Here is a 22,170-nt window from a genome sequence, read left to right as displayed (position 1 = left end):
CCTACTGCGACTGGCCTACGGTTCTCTCCAATACATCCAGCGCAAAAGGAAAATGTTTAGCGAGAGTGGCTCAATGCCGACTAGAAGTTGGGGATTTAGATTAATTCCAAATAGTTAATTCCCATGGTGTCCCAACGGCAACCAAGCTGAATCGGGCATGAGAATGTGAGGTTCTAGAACCAATGCGTCTAACAACTCGGTGCGATCTCGCACCAGTCGGCCGTCCGAGTACCTACCAGCTACAACTTGTGCCGCCGCCCGCACACGGGTATCACTTAGAAGGCCGTCGATCGCAGCACGAATCGGTTCTCGACCGGGAAACCAGGCGAGGCCCAAACCCTGAGCCTGCATCCGAAGTGCCAACTGATGCTTTTCCAGATCGATCGGAACCATCAGCTGGGCCTTTCCAGCCAGTAGCGTTGAAGCAACGACACCGGCCGATCCATAGTTCACCACAGCATCTGCGCGCTCGAGCGCAGTGGTCAGGTCTACGGGCTCTCTTTCAATCCAGATCGAACTGCCGCGGTAACGCTCCAAGTGTGCTTGTGGCACCTCTGGCCAGACGCAAAGCACGCTCGCCTCTGCCGACTTCAGTGACTCCAAAATCGTGAGAATGCTTCCCGCGGATCCTCGCATGTAAGCGAAGACTCGCTTGCCATTCATTTGCTGACCTTCCAACCAGTCAGACCGAAAAGCCGTAGCGTCGAGCGTGACGGGGCCGATATGGCGCATGCCTGAGCGCACGCCATAGGGATCGGTTTCAGGCAATCCATCGTGCACCTTTGTAGGCCACGCAAGATATTCCTCAAGCGTACGTACTCTCCCGATGGATTTGCTCGCTTCATGGATCGAGCTGGCCAGATGTTCGACGCTAGGCGTCACGGAGTCGCCGCCCAAGGGATAGTCAGGCCCGCCAGAGAACGCTGGGAACGAGCCTGGAGGCGCATCAAAACCGTTGGTCAACTGCACGACCGGAAGCGCCTGACAGCACGCGGCGAGCAGCGCAACGGGCGAATAGTCGCAAACGACCGCGTCTGGCTTCAGCTCGTCGAACAACTTCACCCACTGCCTCAGCGCATGTGTTAGCGCACTGGCATCTGAAAATCCGACTGCCAGCAGGATATCGGCGAAGCATCGAGGTATCGCATGCAGCCCTTGCGTTCGCACGACTCGACTACCCTCCTTCCCTACAACTGGAGCCACGTGGCACTCATCTGTGCTCCAGATGAGTAATTGCCCAGCAAACTTGGAAGGCACGATCCAGACCGGAACACCTCCACGGCGTTTGATTTGCGCGGAGAACTCCCTGAGCCGGACAAGATGACCAAGGTTTTTTCCTTGCTCCCAAATCAACAGAATTCGCGGGCTCATTGAGATCAAGTATCTCCGAGGCAGCACTGACGCGTCTGGTCCCGTATCATGTTAAGCACTAGCGTGACGAAGTGCCGCAACGTAGGGCACGGCTATCAAAAAATTAAAAAGAGGCTAGCAACTGCCGCCTTACCAGCCTCTATCAATACTAGTCGCGTGAAATGGCGAACAGGCAAAGAGTCTATTGCCAATGGGTAAGCGCACGGCGATGGCATCTTGACGTAGACGCCTGAAAACAATTGGTCAGGGCGCAGCCTGTTGGAGGAGGGCCTGGAACGCGGGCGAGAGGTCTGCGCCGTGCACAAGCATGCGGTGCAACTCGGACTTATGTATGTCCACATAGTGGCCAGCTGGTGTTCCCCACATGAGACGATTTGACTCAGCCTGAAGTGGCTGCTTTGGGTCTTCGAAGTGCATGAGCACCTCGCCAGTTTGAAGGCCGCAGATCTCACATCGAAAAAGGTGGCGAACGGGCATCTTTGCGACAAATGCGCGGCGCATCGAGCGGCACTGTTCGACGAGTTCCGTCTGCATTTCGTAGTCCCTTTGCGGCGCGCAGACAGTGGCCACTTCCAACAGGTCGGCAAAGGACAGTAGTGCCCCTTCTTTGGTCATGTCGCCCCTCCTCGGCAATCGGGGAATTCTGCCTCACAGGCGTGCACGAGTGAGTTGCGGCTCGCTCGATAGCGCTGGCATCCACTGTCAGTTCGCAAGGGGAGACGCCCAGCGGCGCGGCAGCAAATCCTGGATGCGACTCGCCGGCTGCGTCGGCAATCGCTCCAGCACGTCTTTGAGACAGGCGTACGGCTCATGCCTATGGATCTTGGCCAAGTGCACCGGGCTCATTACTGCGGCGGCGCGCTTTCCAGCGCGCAAGCTGCCTGCGAGTAACCAGTTCGCCCCCCTAGGGCAATGGGCCGAATTTGGCTCTCTACCTGGTTGTTGTCCACTGGCAGATCGGCGGCGTCGATGTAGCTCGTCAAAGCCACCCAGCGCTTCAGGCCGTAGTCGATGGCTTTGGCTGTGGTTGTGGCATAACCCTTCAGGCACCGTCTGTCGCTGTGCGGTGAGCCATTGATGCCCGGGGCCTCGGCTACCTTGCGTGATTGCTCCTGGCGCACGCGTCTGCACTCTTCAAAGGCCAAGTCGGCGACGGCACGCTCGACTTCGTAGAGTTCGCCGAAGAACTTCAGCGCCTGCTCGCCGACTGGGCTTCCGTGATTGCCCCACCGCTCATGGAACTTGCGCCTTGCATGCGCCAGACAGCCGGCCTCGGTGATGCCGAGTTCGAAGCACGCCTTGTAGCCCGAGAAGTCGTCACACACCTGCATGCCAGGTCAGCCGTGCTCACCTGGGCGCCCGAGGAACGCGCAGGCATGCTGCCCGCCACGGCTTTCGGCGAAGTCGAACACTACGGCGCGCAGCGCATCGTAAGTGGTCGTGCAGTAGCACGAGAGGTACGCCCGATGCGTCTTGCCATTGCCAGGCTTGAGCATCGCCACCTGCACCTGCTTGGTCTCGGGTGGCACGCAAATCGTTGCTCGGTGCCGTGTGAACTGGTCGGACAGGTGATCAGCACGAGGCTGTCTCTGGGCGGCGTTGCCGATGAGCGACTCGGGCGGCAGCCCGGATTACCCGTGAAGCAGAGGCACGCGTTTGCCCATCGAGAAGTGGGCGCCGGGGCTGACAGTGTTAGGCGGCTGGCCGCACACGGCGGCAACACCTTAAGCATCGAGCCGTTGAGCGGCGATCACACGTATCCTTGACGAATGGCAACTCAACGTTTTAGGGCACCAATAGGGCACGCAGCTCAGAAATGACAAAGGGGTTAGCAACTACTACGCTGCTAACCCCTGTCAATACTGGTCGGTGTGAAAGGATTCGAACCTTCGACCCCTTGCACCCCATGCAAGTGCGCTACCAGGCTGCGCCACACACCGAAGCTCTCGATTATAGCGGTTGAAATTCAGCGTCCGAGGGTCAGCAGCTCACGAATTTCAAAGAGTTCGCGCCGCAGGTGCAACAACTGCGACAGGTCGACCGTCTGCGTGGCAGACGACGAGGGCGAATCCTGCACCACGGCGGCATCGAATTCTTCCTGGTCGATCTCGATGGCCTCCATGCCGTCGAGCGGCACCTCGCCCGCCTTGCGACGGTCGCGTTCACCTTGCACGAGCTCCTGAAGCTTGTTGCGCGCACCGCTGATCGTGAAGCCCTGGTCGTAGAGCAGATCGCGTATGCGGCGGATCATGAGCACCTCGTGGTGCTGGTAGTAGCGGCGGTTGCCGCGCCGCTTCATGGGCCGCAGCTGCGTGAACTCCTGCTCCCAATAACGCAGCACGTGCGGCTTGACGCCGCACAGTTCGCCAACCTCACCAATGGTGAAGTAGCGTTTGACGGGAATCGGAGGGAGCGTTTTCTCCATTGAAATCAAGACTGTGCGCGGGAAACCTGAGAGATTACTCTACGCAGGCGCGCAGCACCAAGCACTATTCGGCGCCCAGGCTCCACTCGACTTCAGATGCGCCGTTCTGGTCGATGCTTCCATGAATCTGCTCCTTGAGCTTCGCACTCGCGTGGAACGTGGCCACGCGGCGCTCGCCGATCGGAATGGCCTCGCCCGTGCGCGGGTTGCGGCCCGGCCGGGGCGCCTTCACGCGGATCTGGAAGTTGCCGAAGCCCGAGATCTTCACGTCCGTGCCTTCGACGAGACTACTGGCCACGAGCTCGAAGAACGCCTCGACCATGTCCTTGGACTCGCGCTTGTTCAGGCCGATCTGCTCGAACAGCAGGTCGGCCAGATGCGCCTTGGTGAGCGCAGGCGTTTCGAGAGCCTCGAGCGTGAATTCGGCAGCGTTCATTCTCATCATCCCCTCAAGCGGCCGCCGAGCTTGGCGTCCAGTTGTTCGACGATTGCACGGACTGCGGGCTCGACCTGCTCGTCCGTCAGGGTGGCGTTGTCGCTCTGGAAACTGAGACGAACCGCCATGCTCTTCTCGCCTTGCGCCAGCGCGCCCGGCGCAGCCACGGCACCATCGCGCAGCGGCTGCGGGCGATAGATGTCGAACAGCGTCACGTCGCGCAGCAGTCCCTGCGCAGTTGTCGTCGAGCGAATGGCCTGCACCAGTGCATCGTGCGTAACGGCTTCGGCCACGACCACGGCAAGGTCGCGCTCTACGGCCTGATGCTTGGGCACTGGCTGTGCCACCGGCACGGGGCGCGCCGTGACGGCGTCGAGGTCGAGTTCGAACAACACGGGCGCTTGGGCGAAGTCCCACTTCTGGCGCCAGCGCGGATGCAGTTCGCCGACGAAGCCGATGGCCTTGCCGCCAACCAGCACACGCGCCGAACGGCCCGGGTGCAGGGCCGGATGCTCGGCCACTTCGAAGCTGGGCACCAGCGGCGCGAGCAGTGCTTCGACGTCGCCCTTGACGTCGTAGAAGTCGACGCGCTGCGGCTTGCCGTCCCAGCGCGACTCGTCGGCGTCGCCCCAGGCGAGGCCCGCCACGCGCATCGGCTGGTTCACGCCGCGCACGGTGCTGTCGGTAGTGGCAACGCTGTCGTCGCGCATGAACACACGGCCCACTTCGAACACGCGCACGCGAGGCGCCTTGCGGTCGAGGTTGAACTTGAGCACCTGCAGCAGCGAGCCCAGCAGCGACGAGCGCATCACGCTCATCTGGCTGGCGATGGGGTTCAGCAGCTTGATCGGGTTGGCATTGCCTGCGAGGTCTTGCTCCCAATGCGCTTCGACAAAGCTGAAATTGATCGTTTCCTGATAGCCCAGCGCTGCGACGCTGCGGCGCACCGCGAACCGGCTGCGCTGCGCCTCGGGCCGCACGCGGGCGGTGATGGGGGCGAGCGGCGCGGTGGTCGGCAGGTTGTTGAAGCCGATCAGGCGCGCGACTTCCTCGATCAGGTCTTCTTCGATCAGCAGGTCGAAGCGATGCGGCGGCGGGGTCACGGTCAACGTGCCCTCGCCTTCGGTGATCGCGAAACCGAGGCGATTCAGTGCGTCGGCGCATTGCGCCTGCGTCAGCGGCATGCCGATCACGCGCGCCGCACGCTCGACGCGCAGAGTGACGGGCACAGCTTCAGGCACGCTCAGCGTCTGGTCGTCCATCCTGCCGGCCTCGCCGCCGCAGATTTCGACGATCAGCTGCGTGATGCGCTCGATGATCTGCACAGTGCGGCTCGGATCGACGCCGCGCTCGTAGCGGTGACCCGCATCGGTCGAGAAGTTGAAGCGGCGCGAACGGCCCTGCACGGCCTCGGGCCACCAGAAAGCGGCCTCGACGTAAATGTTGCGCGTGTCGTCGGTCACCGAGGTGGCGTCGCCGCCCATGATGCCGGCGAGCGATTCGACTTCGCGGTCGTCGGCAATCACGCCGACCTTCTCGTCGACGGTGATGGTCGTGCCGTTGAGCAGCTTGAGCTGTTCGCCCGCCTTGCCCCAGCGCACTGTGAGGCCGCCGTGGATCTTGTCGAGATCGAAGATGTGGCTGGGCTGGCCGTATTCGAACATCACGTAGTTCGAGATGTCGACCAGCGGCGTCACACTGCGTTGGCCGCAGCGTGCAAGGCGCTCGACCATCCATGCCGGTGTGACGACCTTGGTGTCGACGCCGCGCACGATGCGACCCGAGAAGCGGCCGCAGAGTTCGGGAGCCTCGACCTTGACCGGCAACACGTCGGCGAACGACGTCACCACCGGCGCGATGGCAGGGGTCTTGAGTGGCGCACCAGTGAGCGCGGCGAGTTCGCGCGCCACGCCGTAGACGCTGAGGCCGTGCGCCAGGTTGGGGGTGAGCTTGAGCGTGAGCAGCGCGTCGTCGAGCTTGAGCACGTCGCGCACGTCGGCGCCGATGGGCGCGTCGGCATCGAGCTCGAGCAGGCCGCCGTGGTCTTCGTTCAGACCCAGTTCGCGCGCCGAGCACAGCATGCCCTGGCTCTCGACGCCGCGCAGCTTGCCGAGCTTGATGAGGAAGGGCTTGCCGTCTTCACCCGGCGGCAGTTCGGCGCCGACGAGTGCGCAAGGCACCTTGATGCCAACGCGCGCATTGGGCGCGCCGCACACGATATTGAGCAAGGCGCCCTGCCCCGCGTCGACCTGGCACACGCGCAGGCGATCGGCATTCGGGTGCTGCTCGGCTTCCTTGATTTCGCCGACCACGATGCGCGTGAAGGGCGGCGCCACCGGTCGGCGCTCTTCGACCTCGAAGCCACCCATGGTGAGCGTTTCGGCCAGTGCGGCGCTGTCGAGGGGCGGGTTGCAGAACTCGCGCAGCCAGGATTCCGGGAATTGCATCTCTTCGATCTCGATCTGGTTTTTCTATGGAGGGGTGCTTACTGGAACTGCGAGAGAAAACGCAGGTCGCCGTCGAAGAAGAGGCGCAGGTCGTTCACGCCGTAGCGCAGCATCGTGAGCCGGTCGGGGCCCATGCCGAAAGCGAAGCCGATGTAGCGCTCGGGGTCGAGGCCCATGTTGCGCACCACGTTCGGATGCACCTGGCCCGAACCCGACACCTCGAGCCAGCGGCCGGCCAGCGGCCCGCTCGCGAACTGGATGTCGATCTCGGCGCTCGGTTCGGTAAACGGGAAGAAGCTCGGGCGGAAGCGCAGCACGAGGTCATCGCGCTCGAAGAAGGTGCGGCAGAAGTCGGTGAAGACGACCTTCAGGTCCTTGAAGCTCACGTTCTCGCCGAGCCACAGGCCTTCGCACTGGTGGAACATGGGCGAGTGGGTGGCGTCGCTGTCGACGCGGTAGGTACGGCCCGGGGCGATCACGCGGATCTCGGGCGCCTTCACGGTGCCGGTAGTGTCGGCCGCAGCGGCTGCGAACTCGGCGGCGTACTTCTTGATGTGCTGATGCGCGTAGCGCACCTGCATCGGGCTGGTGTGCGGACGCAGGTTGTAGGGAATGCCGTCGTCGCCGTTGATGTCGACGTAGAAGGTGTCCTGCATCGAACGCGCCGGATGGTTCGGTGGGTTGTTCAGCGAGGTGAAGCTGTGCCAGTCGCTCTCGACTTCGGGGCCGTCGGCCACGTCGAAGCCCATGCTCGAGAAGATCTCCTCGATGCGCTCGAGGGTGCGGCTCACGGGGTGCAGTCCGCCGGGAATGCGGCGGCGGCCCGGCAGGCTCACGTCGAGCGCTTCGGCGCGCAGTTGCAGCGAGAGTTCTTCGTCGGCCAGTTGCTGGCGGCGGTCGGTCAGTGCGGCCTCGATGGCCTGCTTGGCGACATTGATCGCTGCGCCGCGGGACTTCTTCTCTTCGACACTCAGCGCGGCCATGCCCTTCATCAGCTCGGTGATGCGGCCCGACTTGCCGAGGAACTGGGCCTTGGCGTTTTCGAGCTCGGCGGGCGTTTTCGCTTCGGCGAAGGCGGCGCGTGCGGTGTCGACCAGGGAGTCCAACTCGTTCATAGCAACAAAAATCTTCGAGGGGAAATAAAAAAGAGCTGGAGCCTTTTCAAGCGCCAGCCCTTGAGCCGTGGGCGCAGGAAGCTGCCCGGAGGCAGCACCCCTGCTGTGCAGAATCAAGCAGCCAGCTTGGCCTTGACCTGCTCCACGATGCCGGCAAAAGCGGCCTTGTCGTGCACGGCGATGTCCGCAAGCATCTTGCGGTCGATCTCGATACCGGCCTTGCGGATGCCGTTGGCGAACTGGCTGTAGGTCAGGCCCAGTTCACGCGAGGCGGCGTTGATACGCGCGATCCACAGCTGACGGAACACGCGCTTCTTGGTACGGCGGTCACGGTAGGCGTATTGGCCTGCCTTCATCACCGCCTGTTTGGCGACGCGGAAGACATTGCCGCGGCGACCGCGGAAACCCTTGGCGAGTGCGAGAACTTTCTTGTGGCGGGCGCGAGCCGTTACACCACGTTTGACGCGAGGCATGTGTGTACTCCTTGTTCGTCTGAGTTAAATGCCACGGCCGGGCAGCATGGCGGCGACAGAAACCATGTTGGTCTCATGCACTGCGACTGCACCACGCAGGTGACGCTTGTTCTTGGTGGTCTTCTTCGTCAAGATGTGACGCTTGAAGGCTTGACCGCGCTTGACGGTGCCACCGGGACGAACGCGGAAACGTTTTTTCGCGCTGCTCTTGGTCTTCATTTTGGGCATATGAATGCTCCTTTAGTTTGTGCTCGTGAGGCGCCATGGATGCTCCACGGACTTGTTGGCCCCGAGACACTTCTTTATCCCGCCCCTGCCGGCATCTCTTGCGAGGCGCTGGCAAGGGCGAAATCCCTTCGAACCTTCTCTTCTCTACTGCAACCCTGACGCTCAGGCTGTTGCGGGCGACGCTGCCGGCGCGGCAGCGGCATCTGCAGCCGGCTTCGGCGCAGCGCCACCAGCCTTCTTGCGGCCCGGCGCGATCATCATGATCATCTGCCGGCCTTCGAGCTTCGGAAACTGCTCGACCATGATCAGGTCACCCAGTTCGTCGCGAATACGCTGCAGCAAAGCCAGACCGAGCTCCTGGTGCGTGATCTCGCGGCCGCGGAAGCGCAGCGTGATCTTGCATTTGTCGCCCTCATCAAGAAAGCGCTTGATGTTGCGCATCTTGATGTTGTAGTCGCCATCGTCGGTACCGGGCCGGAACTTGATTTCCTTGACCTCGATGACCTTCTGCTTCGACTTCGCCTCGGCTGCCTTCTTCTGCTCGTGGTACTTGAACTTGCCGTACTCGATCAGGCGGCACACGGGCGGGTTGGCCGCCGCGACGACCTCCACCAGGTCCACGTCCTGCTCACCGGCAAGGCGCAGAGCCTCGGCAAGACTCACGACACCCAATTGCTCGTTATCCGGGCCGATCAGGCGGACTTCCGGGGCCATGATTTCCCGGTTCAGGCGGTGTTGGCGTTCCTCGCGGTGGCGGCGGTCGCGGAATGCAGTAGCGATGGTCAGAATCCTTCAAAATTTGCTACAAAATCTGTAGCGAACACCGGTCAGTCCTCGCGGACAAACGGCATGATTTGGCTTTGAAACATATGGGGTGTTCCGAAGACAAATCAACGCTTGTCGGCAATATCCTGGACGAGCCGTTGCACGAACGATTCGAGGGACATTGCACCGAGGTCTTGATTGCCCCGGGCGCGCACTGCGACGGCACCTGCTTCCTTTTCCTTGTCGCCTACGACAACGATATAAGGGAGCTTTTGCAACGAATGCTTCCGTATTTTATACGTAATCTTCTCGTTGTGCAGGTCAAGCTGAACCCTAAGCCCTTGATTTTGCAGCGCTTTCGCAACTTGCGCAGCGTAATCGGCCTGTCCTTCACTGATATTGAGCACCGCCACCTGCACCGGAGCGAGCCATGCAGGCAGCGCGCCCGAGTGGTGTTCGATCAGCATGCCGATGAAGCGCTCGAGGCTGCCGACGATCGCGCGGTGCAGCATCACAGGGTGCGCGCGGCCGCTCGATTCCGTCACGTATTCGCCGCCCAGGCGCTCGGCCGTGTTGAAGTCGACCTGCATCGTGCCGCACTGCCACTGGCGGCCGATGGCATCGCGCAGCGTGTATTCGATCTTGGGGCCGTAGAAGGCGCCGTCGCCCGGTGCAATGACGAAATCGACACCCGAACGGCGCAGTGATTCCATCACCGCGTGCTCGGCCTTGTCCCACAGCTCGTCGGAGCCGACGCGGTTCTCGGGCCGCGTGGCGACCTTGTAGAGGATGTCCGTGAAGCCGAAGTCGGCATAGACCTTCTGCAGCTGCTCCGTGTACGCGATGCACTCGTCGAGGATCTGGTCCTCCGTGCAGAAGATGTGCCCGTCGTCCTGCGTGAAGCCTCGCACGCGCATGATGCCGTGCAGCGCACCGCTGGGTTCGTTGCGGTGGCACTGGCCGAACTCGCCGTAGCGCAGCGGCAGGTCGCGGTAGCTGCGCAGGTCGCTCTTGAAGATCAGCACGTGGCCCGGGCAGTTCATCGGCTTGAGCGCATATTCGCGCTTCTCCGACTCCGTCGTGAACATGTTGTCGCGATAGTTCTGCCAGTGGCCCGTTTTCTCCCACAGGCTCTTGTCGAGGATCTGCGGGCCCTTCACTTCCCAATAGCCCGTGTCGCGGTAGATGCCGCGCATGTACTGCTCGACGGCCTGCCACACGGCCCAGCCCTTGGGGTGCCAGAACACCACGCCCGGCGCCACTTCGTCGATGTGAAACAGGTCAAGCTCCTTGCCGAGCTTGCGGTGGTCGCGCTTCTCGGCTTCCTCGATGCGCTGGATGTACTGGTCGAGCTGCTTCTTGTCGGCCCAGGCCGTGCCGTAGATGCGCTGCAGTTGCTCGTTCTTGGCGTCGCCGCGCCAGTAGGCGCCAGCCAGTTTCGTGAGCTTGAAGACCTTCAGGAAACGCGTGTTCGGCACGTGCGGGCCGCGGCACATGTCGACGTATTCCTGGTGGTAGTACAGGCCCATGGCCTGCTCGTCGGGCATGTCCTCGACGAGGCGCAGCTTGTAGTCCTCGCCGCGCGACTTGAAGACTTCGATGACTTCGGCGCGCGGCGTCATCTTCTTGATCACGTCGTAGTCCTGCGCGATCAGCTCGCGCATGCGCGCCTCGATGGCGGCCATGTCCTCGGGCGTGAACGGGCGTTCGTACGAGATGTCGTAGTAGAAGCCCTCGTCGATCACGGGCCCGATCACCATCTTGGCCGTCGGATAGAGCTGCTTCACCGCATGGCCGACCAGGTGGGCCGTCGAATGGCGGATGATTTCCAGGCCTTCGTCGTCCTTGGGCGTGATGATCTGCAGCCTGGCGTCATGGTCGATGACGTCGCTGGCATCGACGAGCCTGCCGTCGACCTTGCCGGCCACCGTCATCTTGGCCAGGCCGGGTCCGATGGACTGGGCGACTTCGGCCACCGAAACCGGGCCGGGGAACTCGCGGCGCGAGTTGTCGGGGAGCGTGATCTGGATCATTTGAAGAAAACCTCGGGGAGAAAAACAAAAAAGCGCGGTGGATGCCGCGCTTTGCTTGGTTGTGAAGCTGGCAGAAACCAGCGAGCGCGGGGCTACCGGCCTTTTCCTTCAGTGAAGAAAAAGCCGCTGAATCCTTGCGGAGTAGTTCGCGGTGTCATAACCAAGGTGCCTTTCTCGCTCTTGTTGAGTGCAGAGTTCGCAATTCTAGCCGCTGCCCGTTCAGGACGCGGGCGCCGCATTCTTGAGTCCCAGCACTTCAATGGGTTCGATAGACGGCGGCTTGGCGAACAGCTCGGGAGCCTTCGCCATCAGCGCCTGGGCGATCGGGCCGGTCAAATGAGCCTGGCGACCGGCTTCGTCTTCGAACGCATCGAACACGCCGAAGGTGCTCGGCGACAGGCGCAGCGCAAACCAGATCGGCGTGGTCTTCTCGTCGCGCGCCATCGCAAGGCCGGCTTCGAGGAACTTCTCTACATCGCCTTCCTTGCCCGGCTTGGCTTCGAGGCGAGCGAACAGTGCGTACTTGATCATGGGTCTTCTCCTGAGTTGAACGGCGCGCGACATTGCGCGGCGTTGGTATGGACTCTAGGCAGCCGTTGCCTCTGGAGCTATTGGCGTTTTTGACATCTTTAATATCGTTATGGCCATGAAGCTCGATGTACTCGCTCTCGATGGCGTGTTCGACACCGGCCTGTCCACGGTGCTCGACGTGTTCACCACTGCCAACGAACTCGCGGCCATGCTGCAGCTCGACGTGGCGCCGTTCGAAGTCACGGTGACGGGCGTTCGCAAACGGGTGAGAACCTCGCAGGGGCTCACCGTTCCGGTGGCTCGCGCGCTCGACGCCGGGTCCGCGGATTGGCTGATCGTTCCAGCGCTCGGCTGCAAGATGCCCGAAACACTGGAACCCGCCTTGTGTCGCCCCGACGTGCGCGACGCCTGCGCCGCATTGCAGGAACGCGCAAGCAAAAGCGCCAATCTGGCCGCCGCCTGCATCGGCACCTTCGTGCTCGCGGAATCGGGCGTGCTCGATCACCAGAAGGCAACCACGACCTGGTGGCTGGCCACGCTGTTCCGCCAGCGCTACCCTGCCGTGCAACTGGAAGACTCACGCATGCTGGTCAGCTCCGGCAACCTGGTCACGGCCGGCGCAGCGCTGAGCCATGTCGACATGGCGCTGTGGATCGTGCGCCAGGCCAGCCCCGAACTCGCGACGCTGGTCGCGCGCTACCTGATCGTCGACTCGCGGCCGTCGCAGTCGGCCTACGTGATCTCTGACCACCTCTCGCATTCCGACCCGCTGGTCGAACGCTTCGAGCGCTGGGCACGCGGCCGGCTGGCCGACGGCTTCTCACTCGACGAGGCCGCACAGGCCGCGGGCACCAGCAAACGGACGCTGGCCCGCCGCATGCAGCAGGTGCTGGGCAAGAGCCCCCTCTCCTACGTGCAGGACCTGCGCGTGGAGCGCGCGGTGCACCTGCTCAAGACCAGCGACAAGAGCCTGGAGCAGATCGCCGGCATGGTGGGCTACGCCGACGGTGTCACGCTGCGCACCCTGCTGCGCCAGCGTCTGGGCCGCGGCGTGCGCGAGGTGCGCCTCGAAGCCTGAGCACGCAACGGACGCAAAAAAGCCCGGCACGCGGCCGGGCTGAAAGTGACAGCGAAATATCTGTCTATCGAAAGACCGACCCGCGAGGGTCGATCACCCGATCAGTGGAACTGCTCTTCCTCGGTCGAGCCCGACAGCGCCTTCACGCTGGACGAACCGCCCTGGATCACGGTGGTCACGTCGTCGAAGTAACCGGCGCCAACTTCCTGCTGGTGCGACACGAAGGTGTAGCCCTTGTCGCGCGCGGCGAACTCGGGTTCCTGCACCATGTTGACGTAGTGCTTCATGCCTTCGCCGCGGGCGTAGGCGTGGGCGAACTGGAAGGTGTTGAACCAGTTGACGTGGATGCCGGCCAGCGTGATGAACTGGTACTTGTAGCCCAGGGCCGACAGGTCTTCCTGGAACGAGGCGATCTGCTTGTCGTCGAGGTTCTTCTTCCAGTTGAAGGAAGGCGAGCAGTTGTACGACAGCAGCTTGCCGGGGCAGGCGGCGTGCACGGCTTGTGCGAATTCGCGGGCAAAGCCGATGTCCGGCACGCCGGTTTCGCACCACACCAGGTCTGCGTAGGGCGCGTAGGCCACGCCGCGGCTGATGGCTTGCTCCAGGCCGTTCTTCACGCGGTAGAAGCCTTCCTGCGTGCGCTCGCCCGTCAGGAAGGGCTTGTCGTTGGCGTCGTGATCGGAGGTGATCAGGTTCGCGGCTTCCGCGTCGGTGCGGGCCAGGACGATGGTCGACACACCCAGCACGTCGGCTGCAAAGCGCGCGGCAATCAGCTTTTCGCAGGCTTCATGCGTCGGCACGAGCACCTTGCCGCCCATGTGGCCGCACTTCTTCACGGCAGCCAGTTGGTCTTCGAAGTGCACGCCAGCTGCGCCGGCCGTGATCATGTTCTTCATCAGCTCGAAGGCGTTGAGCACGCCGCCGAAACCGGCTTCCGCGTCGGCCACGATGGGCAGGAAGTAGTCGATGAACTCCTTGTCGCCCGGGTTGACACCGCGGCCCCACTGGATTTCATCGGCGCGGCGGAAGGTATTGTTGATGCGACGGACCATCGTCGGCACCGAATCGTAGGCGTACAGCGACTGGTCGGGGTACATCGTCTCGGAGCTGTTGCCGTCGGCGGCGACTTGCCAGCCCGACAGGTACACGGCTTCCAGGCCAGCCTTGGCCTGTTGCATCGCCTGACCAGCGGAGATCGCGCCGAACGCGTTCACGTAGCCCTTCTTGGAGCCGCCGTTGATCTTGTCCCAGAGCTTCTCTGCGCCGCGCTTGGCCAGCGTGTGCTCGATGGGGAACGAACCGCGCAGGCGCACCACGTCGGCCGCGCTGTAGCCACGCTTGACGCCCTTCCAGCGCGGATCGGTGGCCCATTCCTTTTCGAGGGCGGCAATCTGCTGTTCGCGGCTGAGTTGTTCTGTGAGGGTCTGGGGCATGGTCACTCCGTGAGGTTGATTGAAGGTTGGGCGCTGCGGCCGTGGAGTTACTGTAATCGTACTGCAGACTCTTATGTCTTATAGAAGACATATTTTTCAATCAACAAAATCAACCACTTACAGATATATTTCTCAATGCAAAATTATTTTTCTCATATCGAGAAAAAATATTGCGGCGCAGCAGCCGAAGATTTCGCAATGCGCAATCAATCTTTCGGTTGTGAAAACGAGGCATCGATTCGCACTGCATGCGCGATCCAATCCCCGCTTTCGATCACGTGGCGGCCTGCAACGCGCGTCGGATGGATCTCGTAGACCAGGCAATCGAGCCACTGCCCGCCAACATCCACGCGCACCTGCCGCTTGATGTACTCGCCTGAGTCATCGTCAGCCACTTCCTCGAGCACGTCGAGTGCTGCCTCGACCGCGGGCTCGACGACATAGACCTCGCCCTTCACGCGCCCCACCCCACCCAGCACGACACCCGGATAGGCGCCCAGGTCATACAGCGTGCCGGAAATGCACGCATCGCCCACCCACACCGGCGCGGGCCGATATCGCGCGATGTCGTTGCGCCCGCCGCGGCGCAGCGTGCCGTAAACAAAAACGTGGGGCATCATCGAAACCGCCTTCTCCGCAACTACAGAACTTCAGTCTATTGAACTCCGCTGCTCCCGCATCAGGCCGCCTCGTGGCCTACGGCTGCCTGGCCCTGAGCATGTCGCTCGTCGGCGGCTACGTCGCCCTCTCCAAGCCCCTTGTCGCCGCCTTTCCTGTGCTGCTGCTCGCATGGCTGCGCTTCGGCATCGCCGCGCTGGCCATGCCGCATTGGCTCAAGCGCACACCCGACGAACCGCCGATGACCGCGCGCACGCGCTGGCTGGTGTTCCTCGAGTCGTTCCTCGGCAACTTCATGTTCTCGATCTGCATGCTGTTCGGCGTAAGCCTCACGAGCGCGGTGTCGGCGGGCGTGATCATGGCGTCGATCCCCGCGTGCGTGGCCGTGGCGAGTTGGCTGTTCCTGCGCGAGCGCATCACCGTGCGCGTCGGCCTGGCCATCGCATGCGCCGCGCTCGGCATCGGTCTGCTGGCACTTTCGCCTGCGCACGCACCAGCATCGCCCTCTGCTTCGTCGGCATCGATGCCCTGGCTCGGCAACCTGCTGGTGTTCTGCGCGGTGCTCTGCGAGACGGCCTATGCGGTGATCGGCAAGTCGCTCACGGGACGCCTGGGGCCCAAGCGGATCGCCTCGCTCATCAACCTGTGGGGCTTCGTGCTCTCGCTGCCCTTCGGCATCTGGTTCGCGCTGCAGTTCGATTTCACCGGGGTGCGCTTCGGCACTTGGGCGCTGCTCGTGGTCTATGCGCTCGCTGCAAGCATCTGGACGGTGTGGCTCTGGATGACCGGACTTCGCCACGTACCAGCCGCACAAGCGGGTGTCTTCGCCGTGATGCTGCCCGTGAGCGCAGCCCTCGTCGGCGTGCTCGTGCTGGGCGAAAACCTCTCTTCGCCACAGCTGGTTGCGTTCGTCATTGCCCTTGCGGGTGTGGTGCTTGCGACATGGCCTGGGCGCCGAACGTGAAAAACAGGGCTTCTCCCCTCTGAAAAAACAACAACTCCCAATGAAAAAAGCGCTTTTTCCCTTGGAAACGCGTTTTTTCTCATTTAGCATCCGCATTGCCACTGGAGACGCAAGTTTTTCATTGGTGAGTGTTCAACCAAAAAAGGAAATCAACCATGGCAACTGCAAAGAAGGCTCCGGCCAAGAAAGCTCCGGCAAAGAAGGCCGCTCCCGCAAAGAAGGCGGCGGCTCCTGCGAAGAAGGCTGCACCGGCCAAGAAGGCTGCTGCTCCTGCCAAGAAGGCTGCTCCGGCGAAGAAGGCTCCTGCCAAGAAGGCCGCTCCCGCAAAGAAGGCTGCTCCCGCCAAGAAGCGCACGCCCAACGCCGCGTTCATGAAGGCCCTGACCCCCAGCCCGGCACTCGCCGCTGTGGTCGGCTCGACGCCGCTGCCGCGCACCGCTGTCGTGAGCAAGCTGTGGGACTACATCAAGAAGAACAACCTTCAAGACAAGGCCAACAAGCGCAACATCAACGCCGACGCCAAGCTGAAGGAAATCTTCGGCAAGGCCCAAGTGTCGATGTTCGAACTGGCCGCGCTGATCGGCAAGCACGTCAAGTAAGCGCTCAGGGGCCTCGCGCTCCTGAATCAAAAAGCCCGCTTCACGCGGGCTTTTTTTTCGCCTGCGGCAAGGCTACGCTTTCTTCGAAGAAGCGCGACGGCGTACGGCCGAAGTGCTTGCGGAAGGCTTCGATGAAGGCGCTCACGGAGCTGTAGCCCACCGTCAGCGCCACCGCCGTCACGGGCTCCTTCAGGCTCAGCAACTCGACTGCCTTCAGCAACCGCGCCTGCTGGCGCCATTGCGCGAAGCTCAGGCCCGTTTCCACGGCGAAACGGCGAGTGAGCGTCCTGCGCGCCATGCCGATGCGATCGGCCCATTCGTCGATGCTGTCCGGCAACGCCGGATCATTGGCCACCGCAGCAGCCATCGCGGCAAGGCGCTTGTCCTGCGGCATTGGCAGGTGCAGCGACGGCCTGGCGCTCGCCGCAAGCTCATCGATCAGCACGCCCACCAGGCGTGCACGGCGCGGCTCCAGCAGGGGCTCGGTGGCATCCATCGAAGTCAGCCGGTCGATCAGCCCCTGCACCAGCGGCGTGACGGCAAACACATGCGGCCCGTCCGGCAAGGACGCCGCCATCATCGAGTCGATGTGCAAGCTCCAGCCCGCGGTGGCACCAAAGCTCTGCGCCGCATGGGCGCAGCGCGGTGCGATCCAGCCGATCCACCCCGGCGGCTGCACCCAGCGGCCCGAAGGCGTCTCGATGACCTGCAACCCCTCGCGCAGTGCGAACAGCTGGCCGGTTTCATGCGCGTGGTAGTCCGTGACGCGCGGCGCCTCGTAGGCGTTGATCCAGAGCTTCACAGGGGCCTCAGCAGCCATGGTTGGCCCGCCAGAGGTATCGATTGGCCCCGCGCCGCAAGCCCGAACGCGCGCCGCTGCCTAGCATCGAGTTCATCCTCACCAACCCATCCAAGGAACATCCATGAAAGCCCAAGACGTACTGCCCGACGGCGCAGACTTCACCGTCGTAAACGGCCGCACATTGCGCAAGGGATCGGTCGGCGCCTTCCTCGCCAACGTTCGCATCCTCGAAGACGCAGGCACATCGGCCGCCGACAGGCACGCCGCCGAGCAAGACCTGGTCTCCCTGATCCCCGCCCTCGACGCGCTCGGCCTGTTCGACGTGTTCGAGCTGCGCTCGCCGTCCCTGCGCGACGAAGTGACCCGACATCGCTCGGCGCTCAGCCCTGCGCCTGCTGCTGCTTCGCCGAACGCGTGATCGACGCCAGCGTGCCGCGCGTGGTGATCACTTCGGGGTCAAGCGGGATCTCGATCAGCGTGCCCGTATCGGCCGCCAGCGCACGCAGCAGCGCGGCCTCGAACTGCGCCGTTTCCGTCACGCGCTCGGCCGCATAGCCATACGCGCGCGCGAGGCCGCAGAAGTCGGGGTTGCGCAGCGCAGTGCCGCTCGTGCGTTCGGGGTACTCGCGCTCCTGGTGCATGCGGATGGTGCCGAACATGCCGTTGTTGAGCAGCACGACGATGCTCTTGCCGCCGTGCTGCGCAGCCGTCGCCAGCTCCTGCCCGGTCATCAGAAAATCGCCATCGCCCGCGATGGTGAAGGCCACGCGCCCCGTCGCAAGATTGGCCGCGATGCCGGCCGGCACCCCATAGCCCATCGCTCCGCTGGTCGGCGCCAGCTGCGTCTTCGCGCCCTTCGCGAGCCCGTGATAGCGAAAGTAGCGATGCACCCAGCTTGCGAAGTTGCCCGCGCCGTTGGTAATGGCCGCGTCCGCCGGCAAGTGCTTCTGCAGCAGCGCGACGACCTCCGCCATGTCGACCGGCCCGCGCGGCGTCTCGGCGGGCATGCCGGCCAGCGCCTGCGGCACAAGGTTGGCCTCGTAGTCGGCGTGGGCCTGCAGCGTCCATTCTTCCCAGGGCAGCGTCGGCGGCGCGCTCAGCACCTCCAGGCTGCGCGCGGCCGCGCTCATGCCGGCGTTGATCGCCAGGTCGGCCTGGTACACGCGGTTGAGCTCTTCGGCGCTCGCATGGATGTGCACCAGCGTCTGCTTCGCCTTGGGCGCTTCGAGCAGCGTGTAGCCGCCGGTCGTCATCTCGCCCAGGCGCGGACCGATGGCCAGGATCAGGTCGGCGTCTTTCACGCGCTGCGCGAGCTTCGGGTTGATCGCGATGCCGACATCGCCCGCATACAGCGGATGGTGGTTGTCGAAAGCGTCCTGAAAGCGGAAGGCGTTCGCCACCGGCAGTCGCCAGTTCTCCGCAAAGCGCTGCAGCGCCTGCGCGGCCTGCGTCGTCCAGCCGCCGCCGCCGGCAATCACCAGCGGGCGCTGCGACTTCAGCAGCAGTTCGCGCAAGGTGCGCAGCGCACCCGGGTCGCTCCAGGGCTCGACCGCCTCCACGCGCGCCAGCGGCCGAGCCGTCGTCTCGCTGCGCAGCATGTCCTCCGGCAGCACCAGCACCACCGGCCCCGGCCGTCCGTTCATCGCGGTGGCGAAGGCGCGCGCGATGTACTCGGGAATGCGGTTCGCATCGTCGATGCGCTCCACGCGCTTGGCAAAGCCCTTGGTGCTTGGCCCGAAGAAGCTGCCGTAGTCGACCTCCTGGAAAGCCTCGCGGTCGCGGAAGTCGCTGCCGACGTCGCCGACGAACAGCACCATCGGCGTCGAATCCTGGAAGGCGTTGTGCACGCCGATCGATGCGTTCGTCGCGCCGGGCCCGCGGGTGACGAAGCACACGCCCGGCCGCCCGGTGAGCTTGCCGTGCGCCTCGGCCATGAAGGCCGCGCCCCCCTCTTGCCGGTTGACGATGAAGCGCGTGCGATCGCGGTACGCATGAAAGCCGTCGAGCACCGCCAGGAAGCTTTCGCCAGGCACGCCGAACGCCATTTCCATGCCCTGTTCGACCAGGCACTCCACGATCAGGTGGCCCGCGGGTTGTGATGTACTCATGAGAAGTAGAACCTCAGCTGCAAATGTCTTCGGCAATTATGTGCGCCCGCTCCAGACGCCTTGCGTTAATTCCCCAATTGGTTAAATTCGCGCCATGAAGGCCTCCAAGGACCCCTCACCCGACGCCGCCGAAGTGATCGAACCCCGCTCACGCGACGCCGACCGCTCGCAGCTCGCCATCCTCGCGTCGGCGCGCGACGAGTTCTCCGCGCGCGGCCTCGCCGGCGCGCGCATGGACAGCATCGCCGAGCGCGCGGGCCTCAACAAGCGCCTCATCTACTACTACTTCGGCAGCAAGGACGACCTGTTCCTCGCGGTGCTGGAGCGTACCTACGCCGACATCCGCGAGGCCGAGCAGCGCCTGCATCTCGACGAGATCGAGCCGGTCGAGGCCATCCGCCAGCTGGTTTCGTTCACCTGGCACTACTACCTCGAGCACCCCGAGTTCATCACGCTGCTCAACAGCGAGAACCTGCATTGCGCGGCGCACCTCAAGCGCTCCGAGCGCATCCAGGAGATGAACTCGCCGCTGGTACAGCTGCTCGACACCGTGCTGGAGCGCGGCCGGCGCGACAACCTGTTCCGCGCCGGCGTGGACCCTGTGCAGCTCTATATCTCCATCGCGTCGCTCTGCTACTTCTACCTCTCGAACAACCACACGCTCTCGGCCATCTTCGGCCGTGACCTGCGCGCGCCCAAGGCAATGGCGCAACGCCTCTCGCACATGACTGATCTCGTGCTGGGCTACGTCCTGCACTGAGCTTCATCAGCGCGTCTTCGCACTCTCCGGGTATCTACTAGGCAGCGGCCGTTGACGCTGCGGCGCAGCCGTTCCTACAATCGATAATTCACTCATTGGTGAATTGATTGATTCAAGAAAGCGGCCCGACCGCGCGGAGACATCCATGAAGCTCTTTGCCAGCACTGCACGCACCACCGTCGTTGCCTCGCTGACCTGCATCGCTGCACTGCTACCGGGCCTGGCCGCCGCGCAGAACGGCTACCCCAGCAAGCCCATCCGCGTGATCGTCCCCTTCGCGGCCGGCAGCACCACCGACATCATTGCCCGCGCCATCACCGACAAGATGAGCGCCAGCATGGGCCAGACGCTGGTGGTCGACAACCGCGGCGGCGCCAGCGGCACCATCGGCCAGCAGGCGGTGGCCACGGCCGCGCCCGACGGCTACACGGTGATGATCCATTCGTCGTCGCACACGGTCAGCCCTTCGACCTTCGCCAAGCTGCCGTTCGACACGGTGCACGATTTCGCGGGGGTCACGCCAATCTCGTCGCTGCCCAATGCGCTGGTGATCTCGCCCAGCAAGAACATCAAGACGCTGCCCCAGTTGCTGGCCGCCGCGCGCGCCAAGCCCGGCAGCATGAACTTCGCCTCTGCCGGTCAGGGCAGCGCCACGCACCTGAACGCCGAGAAGTTCAAGATGGCCGCCAAGATCGACGCTACCAACATTCCCTTCAAGGGATCGGGCGAGGCCGTGACCGAAGTGCTTTCGGGCCGCGTCGACTACTACTTCTCGCCCATTGCTCCGGTCATCGGCCAGATCAAGGAAGGCCAGTTGCTGGCGTTGGCCGTCGGTTCGCCCAAGCGCGCCGCAGCCCTGCCCGACGTGCCCACCACCACCGAGGCCGGCGTGCCCGGCTCCGAGTTCAACTTCTGGATCGGAATGATGGCGCCCGCCAAGACGCCGCGCGACATCGTCGAGCGCCTGCACGCCGAGGTGGCGAAGGCGCTGGCCACGCCCGAGGTGAAGGAGCGCTTCGCCAAGCTCGGCGCCGACGCCTGGACGCTCAAGCCCGAGCAGTTCGACGCCTACATCAAGGAAGAGATCGCGAGCAACGCACAGCTCGTGAAGGCAGCCGGGCTCTCGGTTCAACAGTAAGCAAGCAAGTCCCCTGAAAGCCCCGGCCCTCGCCATGTTCCGCAAGCTCCTGCTCTCCCCGGCCCTGCGCCCTTTCATCCTCATCTTGCTGCTGCTGGTGCTGTGGGACCTGGCGATCCGCCTCTTCAAGATTCCGGCCTACCTGATTCCCCCGCCGTGGGAGGTCGTGAAGCAGCTCGTCGCCGAGTGGCCGCGCCTGCTCGCCGAAAGCTGGAAGACCACGCTCGCCACGCTGGGCGGCTTCGGCCTGACGATCTTGATCGGCATTCCGATTGCGATGGTCATCGCCTACTCGCGCGTCGTCGAGTCGTACGTTTATCCACTGCTGGTGTTCTCGCAGAGCATCCCGAAGGTCGCCATCGCGCCGCTGTTCGTGGTGTGGTTCGGCTTCGGCATCTTCCCGAAGGTGATCAGCGCCTTCCTGCTGGGTTTCTTCCCTGTGGTGGTGTCCACGGTGATGGGCTTCAAGTCGGTCGAGCCCGACATGCTCGACCTCTCGCGCTCGATGGGTGCGAGCCGCCTGCAGACCTTTCTCAAGATCAGCCTGCCGCAGGCGCTGCCTTCGATCTTCAGCGGCCTGAAGGTGTCGGTCACGCTGGCCGTGGTGGGCGCGGTGGTCGGTGAATTCGTCGGCTCCAACTCGGGCATCGGCTACGTGCTGCAGGTTGCCAACGGCAACTTCGACCTGCCGCTGATGTTCGCCGCGCTGGTGGTTCTCTCGAGCATCGGCGTCATTCTTTTCGTCGCGGTCGACCTGGTCGAGCGCGTGATGATTCCCTGGCACGCCTCGCAGCGCCACGCGAACTGAGTTTTCCGTTTCAAGTTCCTTCGCAAAGCCAACAACTC

General features: G+C 63.4%; 23 protein-coding genes, 1 tRNA gene and 1 pseudogene. 7 read left to right on the top strand and 18 right to left on the bottom strand.

Features of this window, described 5'->3' with window-relative positions; translation table 11 throughout:
- Positions 1-114: 114 nt before the first annotated feature.
- The 14 genes and pseudogenes from AC07O3_RS29425 to AC07O3_RS29360 form a co-directional block, all read right to left on the bottom strand.
- Positions 115-1,380 (bottom strand): glycosyltransferase, encoded by a 1,266-nt coding sequence (locus tag AC07O3_RS29425; RefSeq protein ID WP_495340978.1) that lies wholly within the window; start codon positions 1,378-1,380, stop codon positions 115-117.
- 234 nt (positions 1,381-1,614) lie between these two features.
- Positions 1,615-1,986, bottom strand: a complete 372-nt coding sequence (locus tag AC07O3_RS29420) for a hypothetical protein (RefSeq protein WP_440533995.1) — start codon at positions 1,984-1,986, stop codon at positions 1,615-1,617.
- Positions 1,987-2,073: 87 nt separating this feature from the next.
- Positions 2,074-2,217, bottom strand: coding sequence for a transposase domain-containing protein (locus AC07O3_RS29415; RefSeq protein WP_495340977.1), 144 nt, complete (start codon positions 2,215-2,217; stop codon positions 2,074-2,076).
- Positions 2,217-2,867 (bottom strand): annotated as a pseudogene (locus AC07O3_RS29410) (IS66 family transposase). Before AC07O3_RS29410 ends, AC07O3_RS29415 begins: the two are co-directional and overlap by 1 nt.
- A gap of 367 nt (positions 2,868-3,234) precedes the next feature.
- A tRNA-Pro gene (locus AC07O3_RS29405) sits at positions 3,235-3,311 on the bottom strand.
- 26 nt (positions 3,312-3,337) lie between these two features.
- On the bottom strand, positions 3,338-3,796 hold the full coding sequence (locus tag AC07O3_RS29400; protein WP_093053060.1) for a MerR family transcriptional regulator: 459 nt from the start codon (positions 3,794-3,796) through the stop codon (positions 3,338-3,340).
- A gap of 64 nt (positions 3,797-3,860) precedes the next feature.
- On the bottom strand, positions 3,861-4,232 hold the full coding sequence (locus AC07O3_RS29395; protein WP_093053063.1) for an integration host factor subunit alpha: 372 nt from the start codon (positions 4,230-4,232) through the stop codon (positions 3,861-3,863).
- A gap of 5 nt (positions 4,233-4,237) precedes the next feature.
- The gene (gene pheT, locus AC07O3_RS29390) at positions 4,238-6,679 is read right to left on the bottom strand and encodes a phenylalanine--tRNA ligase subunit beta (RefSeq protein WP_495340976.1); all 2,442 of its coding nucleotides are present in this window, start codon (positions 6,677-6,679) and stop codon (positions 4,238-4,240) included.
- 38 nt (positions 6,680-6,717) lie between these two features.
- Positions 6,718-7,794: a phenylalanine--tRNA ligase subunit alpha gene (gene pheS, locus AC07O3_RS29385; RefSeq protein ID WP_093053069.1), complete on the bottom strand. Its 1,077-nt coding sequence runs from the start codon at positions 7,792-7,794 to the stop codon at positions 6,718-6,720.
- A gap of 113 nt (positions 7,795-7,907) precedes the next feature.
- Positions 7,908-8,267, bottom strand: coding sequence for a 50S ribosomal protein L20 (gene rplT / locus AC07O3_RS29380; protein WP_007832499.1), 360 nt, complete (start codon positions 8,265-8,267; stop codon positions 7,908-7,910).
- A gap of 24 nt (positions 8,268-8,291) precedes the next feature.
- Positions 8,292-8,495, bottom strand: coding sequence for a 50S ribosomal protein L35 (rpmI, locus tag AC07O3_RS29375; RefSeq protein ID WP_007832497.1), 204 nt, complete (start codon positions 8,493-8,495; stop codon positions 8,292-8,294).
- Positions 8,496-8,657: 162 nt separating this feature from the next.
- Positions 8,658-9,284: a translation initiation factor IF-3 gene (infC, locus tag AC07O3_RS29370; RefSeq protein ID WP_093081664.1), complete on the bottom strand. Its 627-nt coding sequence runs from the start codon at positions 9,282-9,284 to the stop codon at positions 8,658-8,660.
- Positions 9,285-9,385: 101 nt separating this feature from the next.
- Positions 9,386-11,293: a threonine--tRNA ligase gene (gene thrS, locus AC07O3_RS29365; protein ID WP_435472425.1), complete on the bottom strand. Its 1,908-nt coding sequence runs from the start codon at positions 11,291-11,293 to the stop codon at positions 9,386-9,388.
- A 219-nt stretch (positions 11,294-11,512) separates the two neighbouring features.
- A complete protein-coding gene (locus AC07O3_RS29360; protein ID WP_093081669.1) occupies positions 11,513-11,824 on the bottom strand; it encodes a putative quinol monooxygenase in 312 nt (103 codons plus the stop codon).
- Between the two features lie 115 nt (positions 11,825-11,939).
- On the opposite strand from AC07O3_RS29360, the gene AC07O3_RS29355 reads away from it, so the two are divergent.
- A complete protein-coding gene (locus AC07O3_RS29355) occupies positions 11,940-12,902 on the top strand; it encodes a GlxA family transcriptional regulator (protein ID WP_495340975.1) in 963 nt (320 codons plus the stop codon).
- 101 nt (positions 12,903-13,003) lie between these two features.
- Here the strand turns inward: AC07O3_RS29355 and aceA are convergent, their stop codons facing one another.
- Positions 13,004-14,335 (bottom strand): isocitrate lyase, encoded by a 1,332-nt coding sequence (aceA, locus tag AC07O3_RS29350; protein WP_093053080.1) that lies wholly within the window; start codon positions 14,333-14,335, stop codon positions 13,004-13,006.
- A 206-nt stretch (positions 14,336-14,541) separates the two neighbouring features.
- Entirely contained in the window at positions 14,542-14,955 is a 414-nt protein-coding gene (locus AC07O3_RS29345) for a gamma-glutamylcyclotransferase family protein (RefSeq protein ID WP_495340974.1), read from the bottom strand.
- A 38-nt stretch (positions 14,956-14,993) separates the two neighbouring features.
- Here AC07O3_RS29345 and AC07O3_RS29340 point away from each other — a divergent pair, with 38 nt between their 5' ends.
- Both AC07O3_RS29340 and AC07O3_RS29335 read left to right on the top strand, forming a co-directional pair.
- The gene (locus AC07O3_RS29340; protein ID WP_495340973.1) at positions 14,994-15,917 is read left to right on the top strand and encodes a DMT family transporter; all 924 of its coding nucleotides are present in this window, start codon (positions 14,994-14,996) and stop codon (positions 15,915-15,917) included.
- Positions 15,918-16,072: 155 nt separating this feature from the next.
- A complete protein-coding gene (locus tag AC07O3_RS29335; protein WP_093081677.1) occupies positions 16,073-16,516 on the top strand; it encodes an SWIB/MDM2 domain-containing protein in 444 nt (147 codons plus the stop codon).
- A gap of 40 nt (positions 16,517-16,556) precedes the next feature.
- Here the strand turns inward: AC07O3_RS29335 and AC07O3_RS29330 are convergent, their stop codons facing one another.
- Positions 16,557-17,336 (bottom strand): helix-turn-helix domain-containing protein, encoded by a 780-nt coding sequence (locus tag AC07O3_RS29330; RefSeq protein WP_495340972.1) that lies wholly within the window; start codon positions 17,334-17,336, stop codon positions 16,557-16,559.
- A 103-nt stretch (positions 17,337-17,439) separates the two neighbouring features.
- Here AC07O3_RS29330 and AC07O3_RS29325 point away from each other — a divergent pair, with 103 nt between their 5' ends.
- Positions 17,440-17,736, top strand: a complete 297-nt coding sequence (locus tag AC07O3_RS29325; protein ID WP_495340971.1) for a hypothetical protein — start codon at positions 17,440-17,442, stop codon at positions 17,734-17,736.
- On the opposite strand, the gene AC07O3_RS29320 is transcribed toward AC07O3_RS29325, so the two are convergent.
- The gene (locus AC07O3_RS29320) at positions 17,699-19,426 is read right to left on the bottom strand and encodes a thiamine pyrophosphate-binding protein (protein ID WP_495340970.1); all 1,728 of its coding nucleotides are present in this window, start codon (positions 19,424-19,426) and stop codon (positions 17,699-17,701) included. The two genes, AC07O3_RS29325 and AC07O3_RS29320, sit on opposite strands and share 38 nt — an antisense overlap.
- A gap of 94 nt (positions 19,427-19,520) precedes the next feature.
- On the opposite strand from AC07O3_RS29320, the gene AC07O3_RS29315 reads away from it, so the two are divergent.
- From AC07O3_RS29315 to AC07O3_RS29305, 3 genes are all read left to right on the top strand, one after another.
- Positions 19,521-20,186: a TetR/AcrR family transcriptional regulator gene (locus AC07O3_RS29315; protein ID WP_093053100.1), complete on the top strand. Its 666-nt coding sequence runs from the start codon at positions 19,521-19,523 to the stop codon at positions 20,184-20,186.
- A gap of 145 nt (positions 20,187-20,331) precedes the next feature.
- Positions 20,332-21,324: a tripartite tricarboxylate transporter substrate binding protein gene (locus AC07O3_RS29310; protein WP_093176431.1), complete on the top strand. Its 993-nt coding sequence runs from the start codon at positions 20,332-20,334 to the stop codon at positions 21,322-21,324.
- Between the two features lie 34 nt (positions 21,325-21,358).
- The gene (locus AC07O3_RS29305) at positions 21,359-22,132 is read left to right on the top strand and encodes an ABC transporter permease (protein ID WP_093053105.1); all 774 of its coding nucleotides are present in this window, start codon (positions 21,359-21,361) and stop codon (positions 22,130-22,132) included.
- Positions 22,133-22,170: the final 38 nt, after the last annotated feature.

The sequence above is a fragment of the Variovorax sp. GW821-FHT09D05 genome (assembly GCF_059416325.1).
Note: the sequence above shows the minus strand (reverse complement) of the source record. Positions and strands in the feature narration are given on the sequence as shown.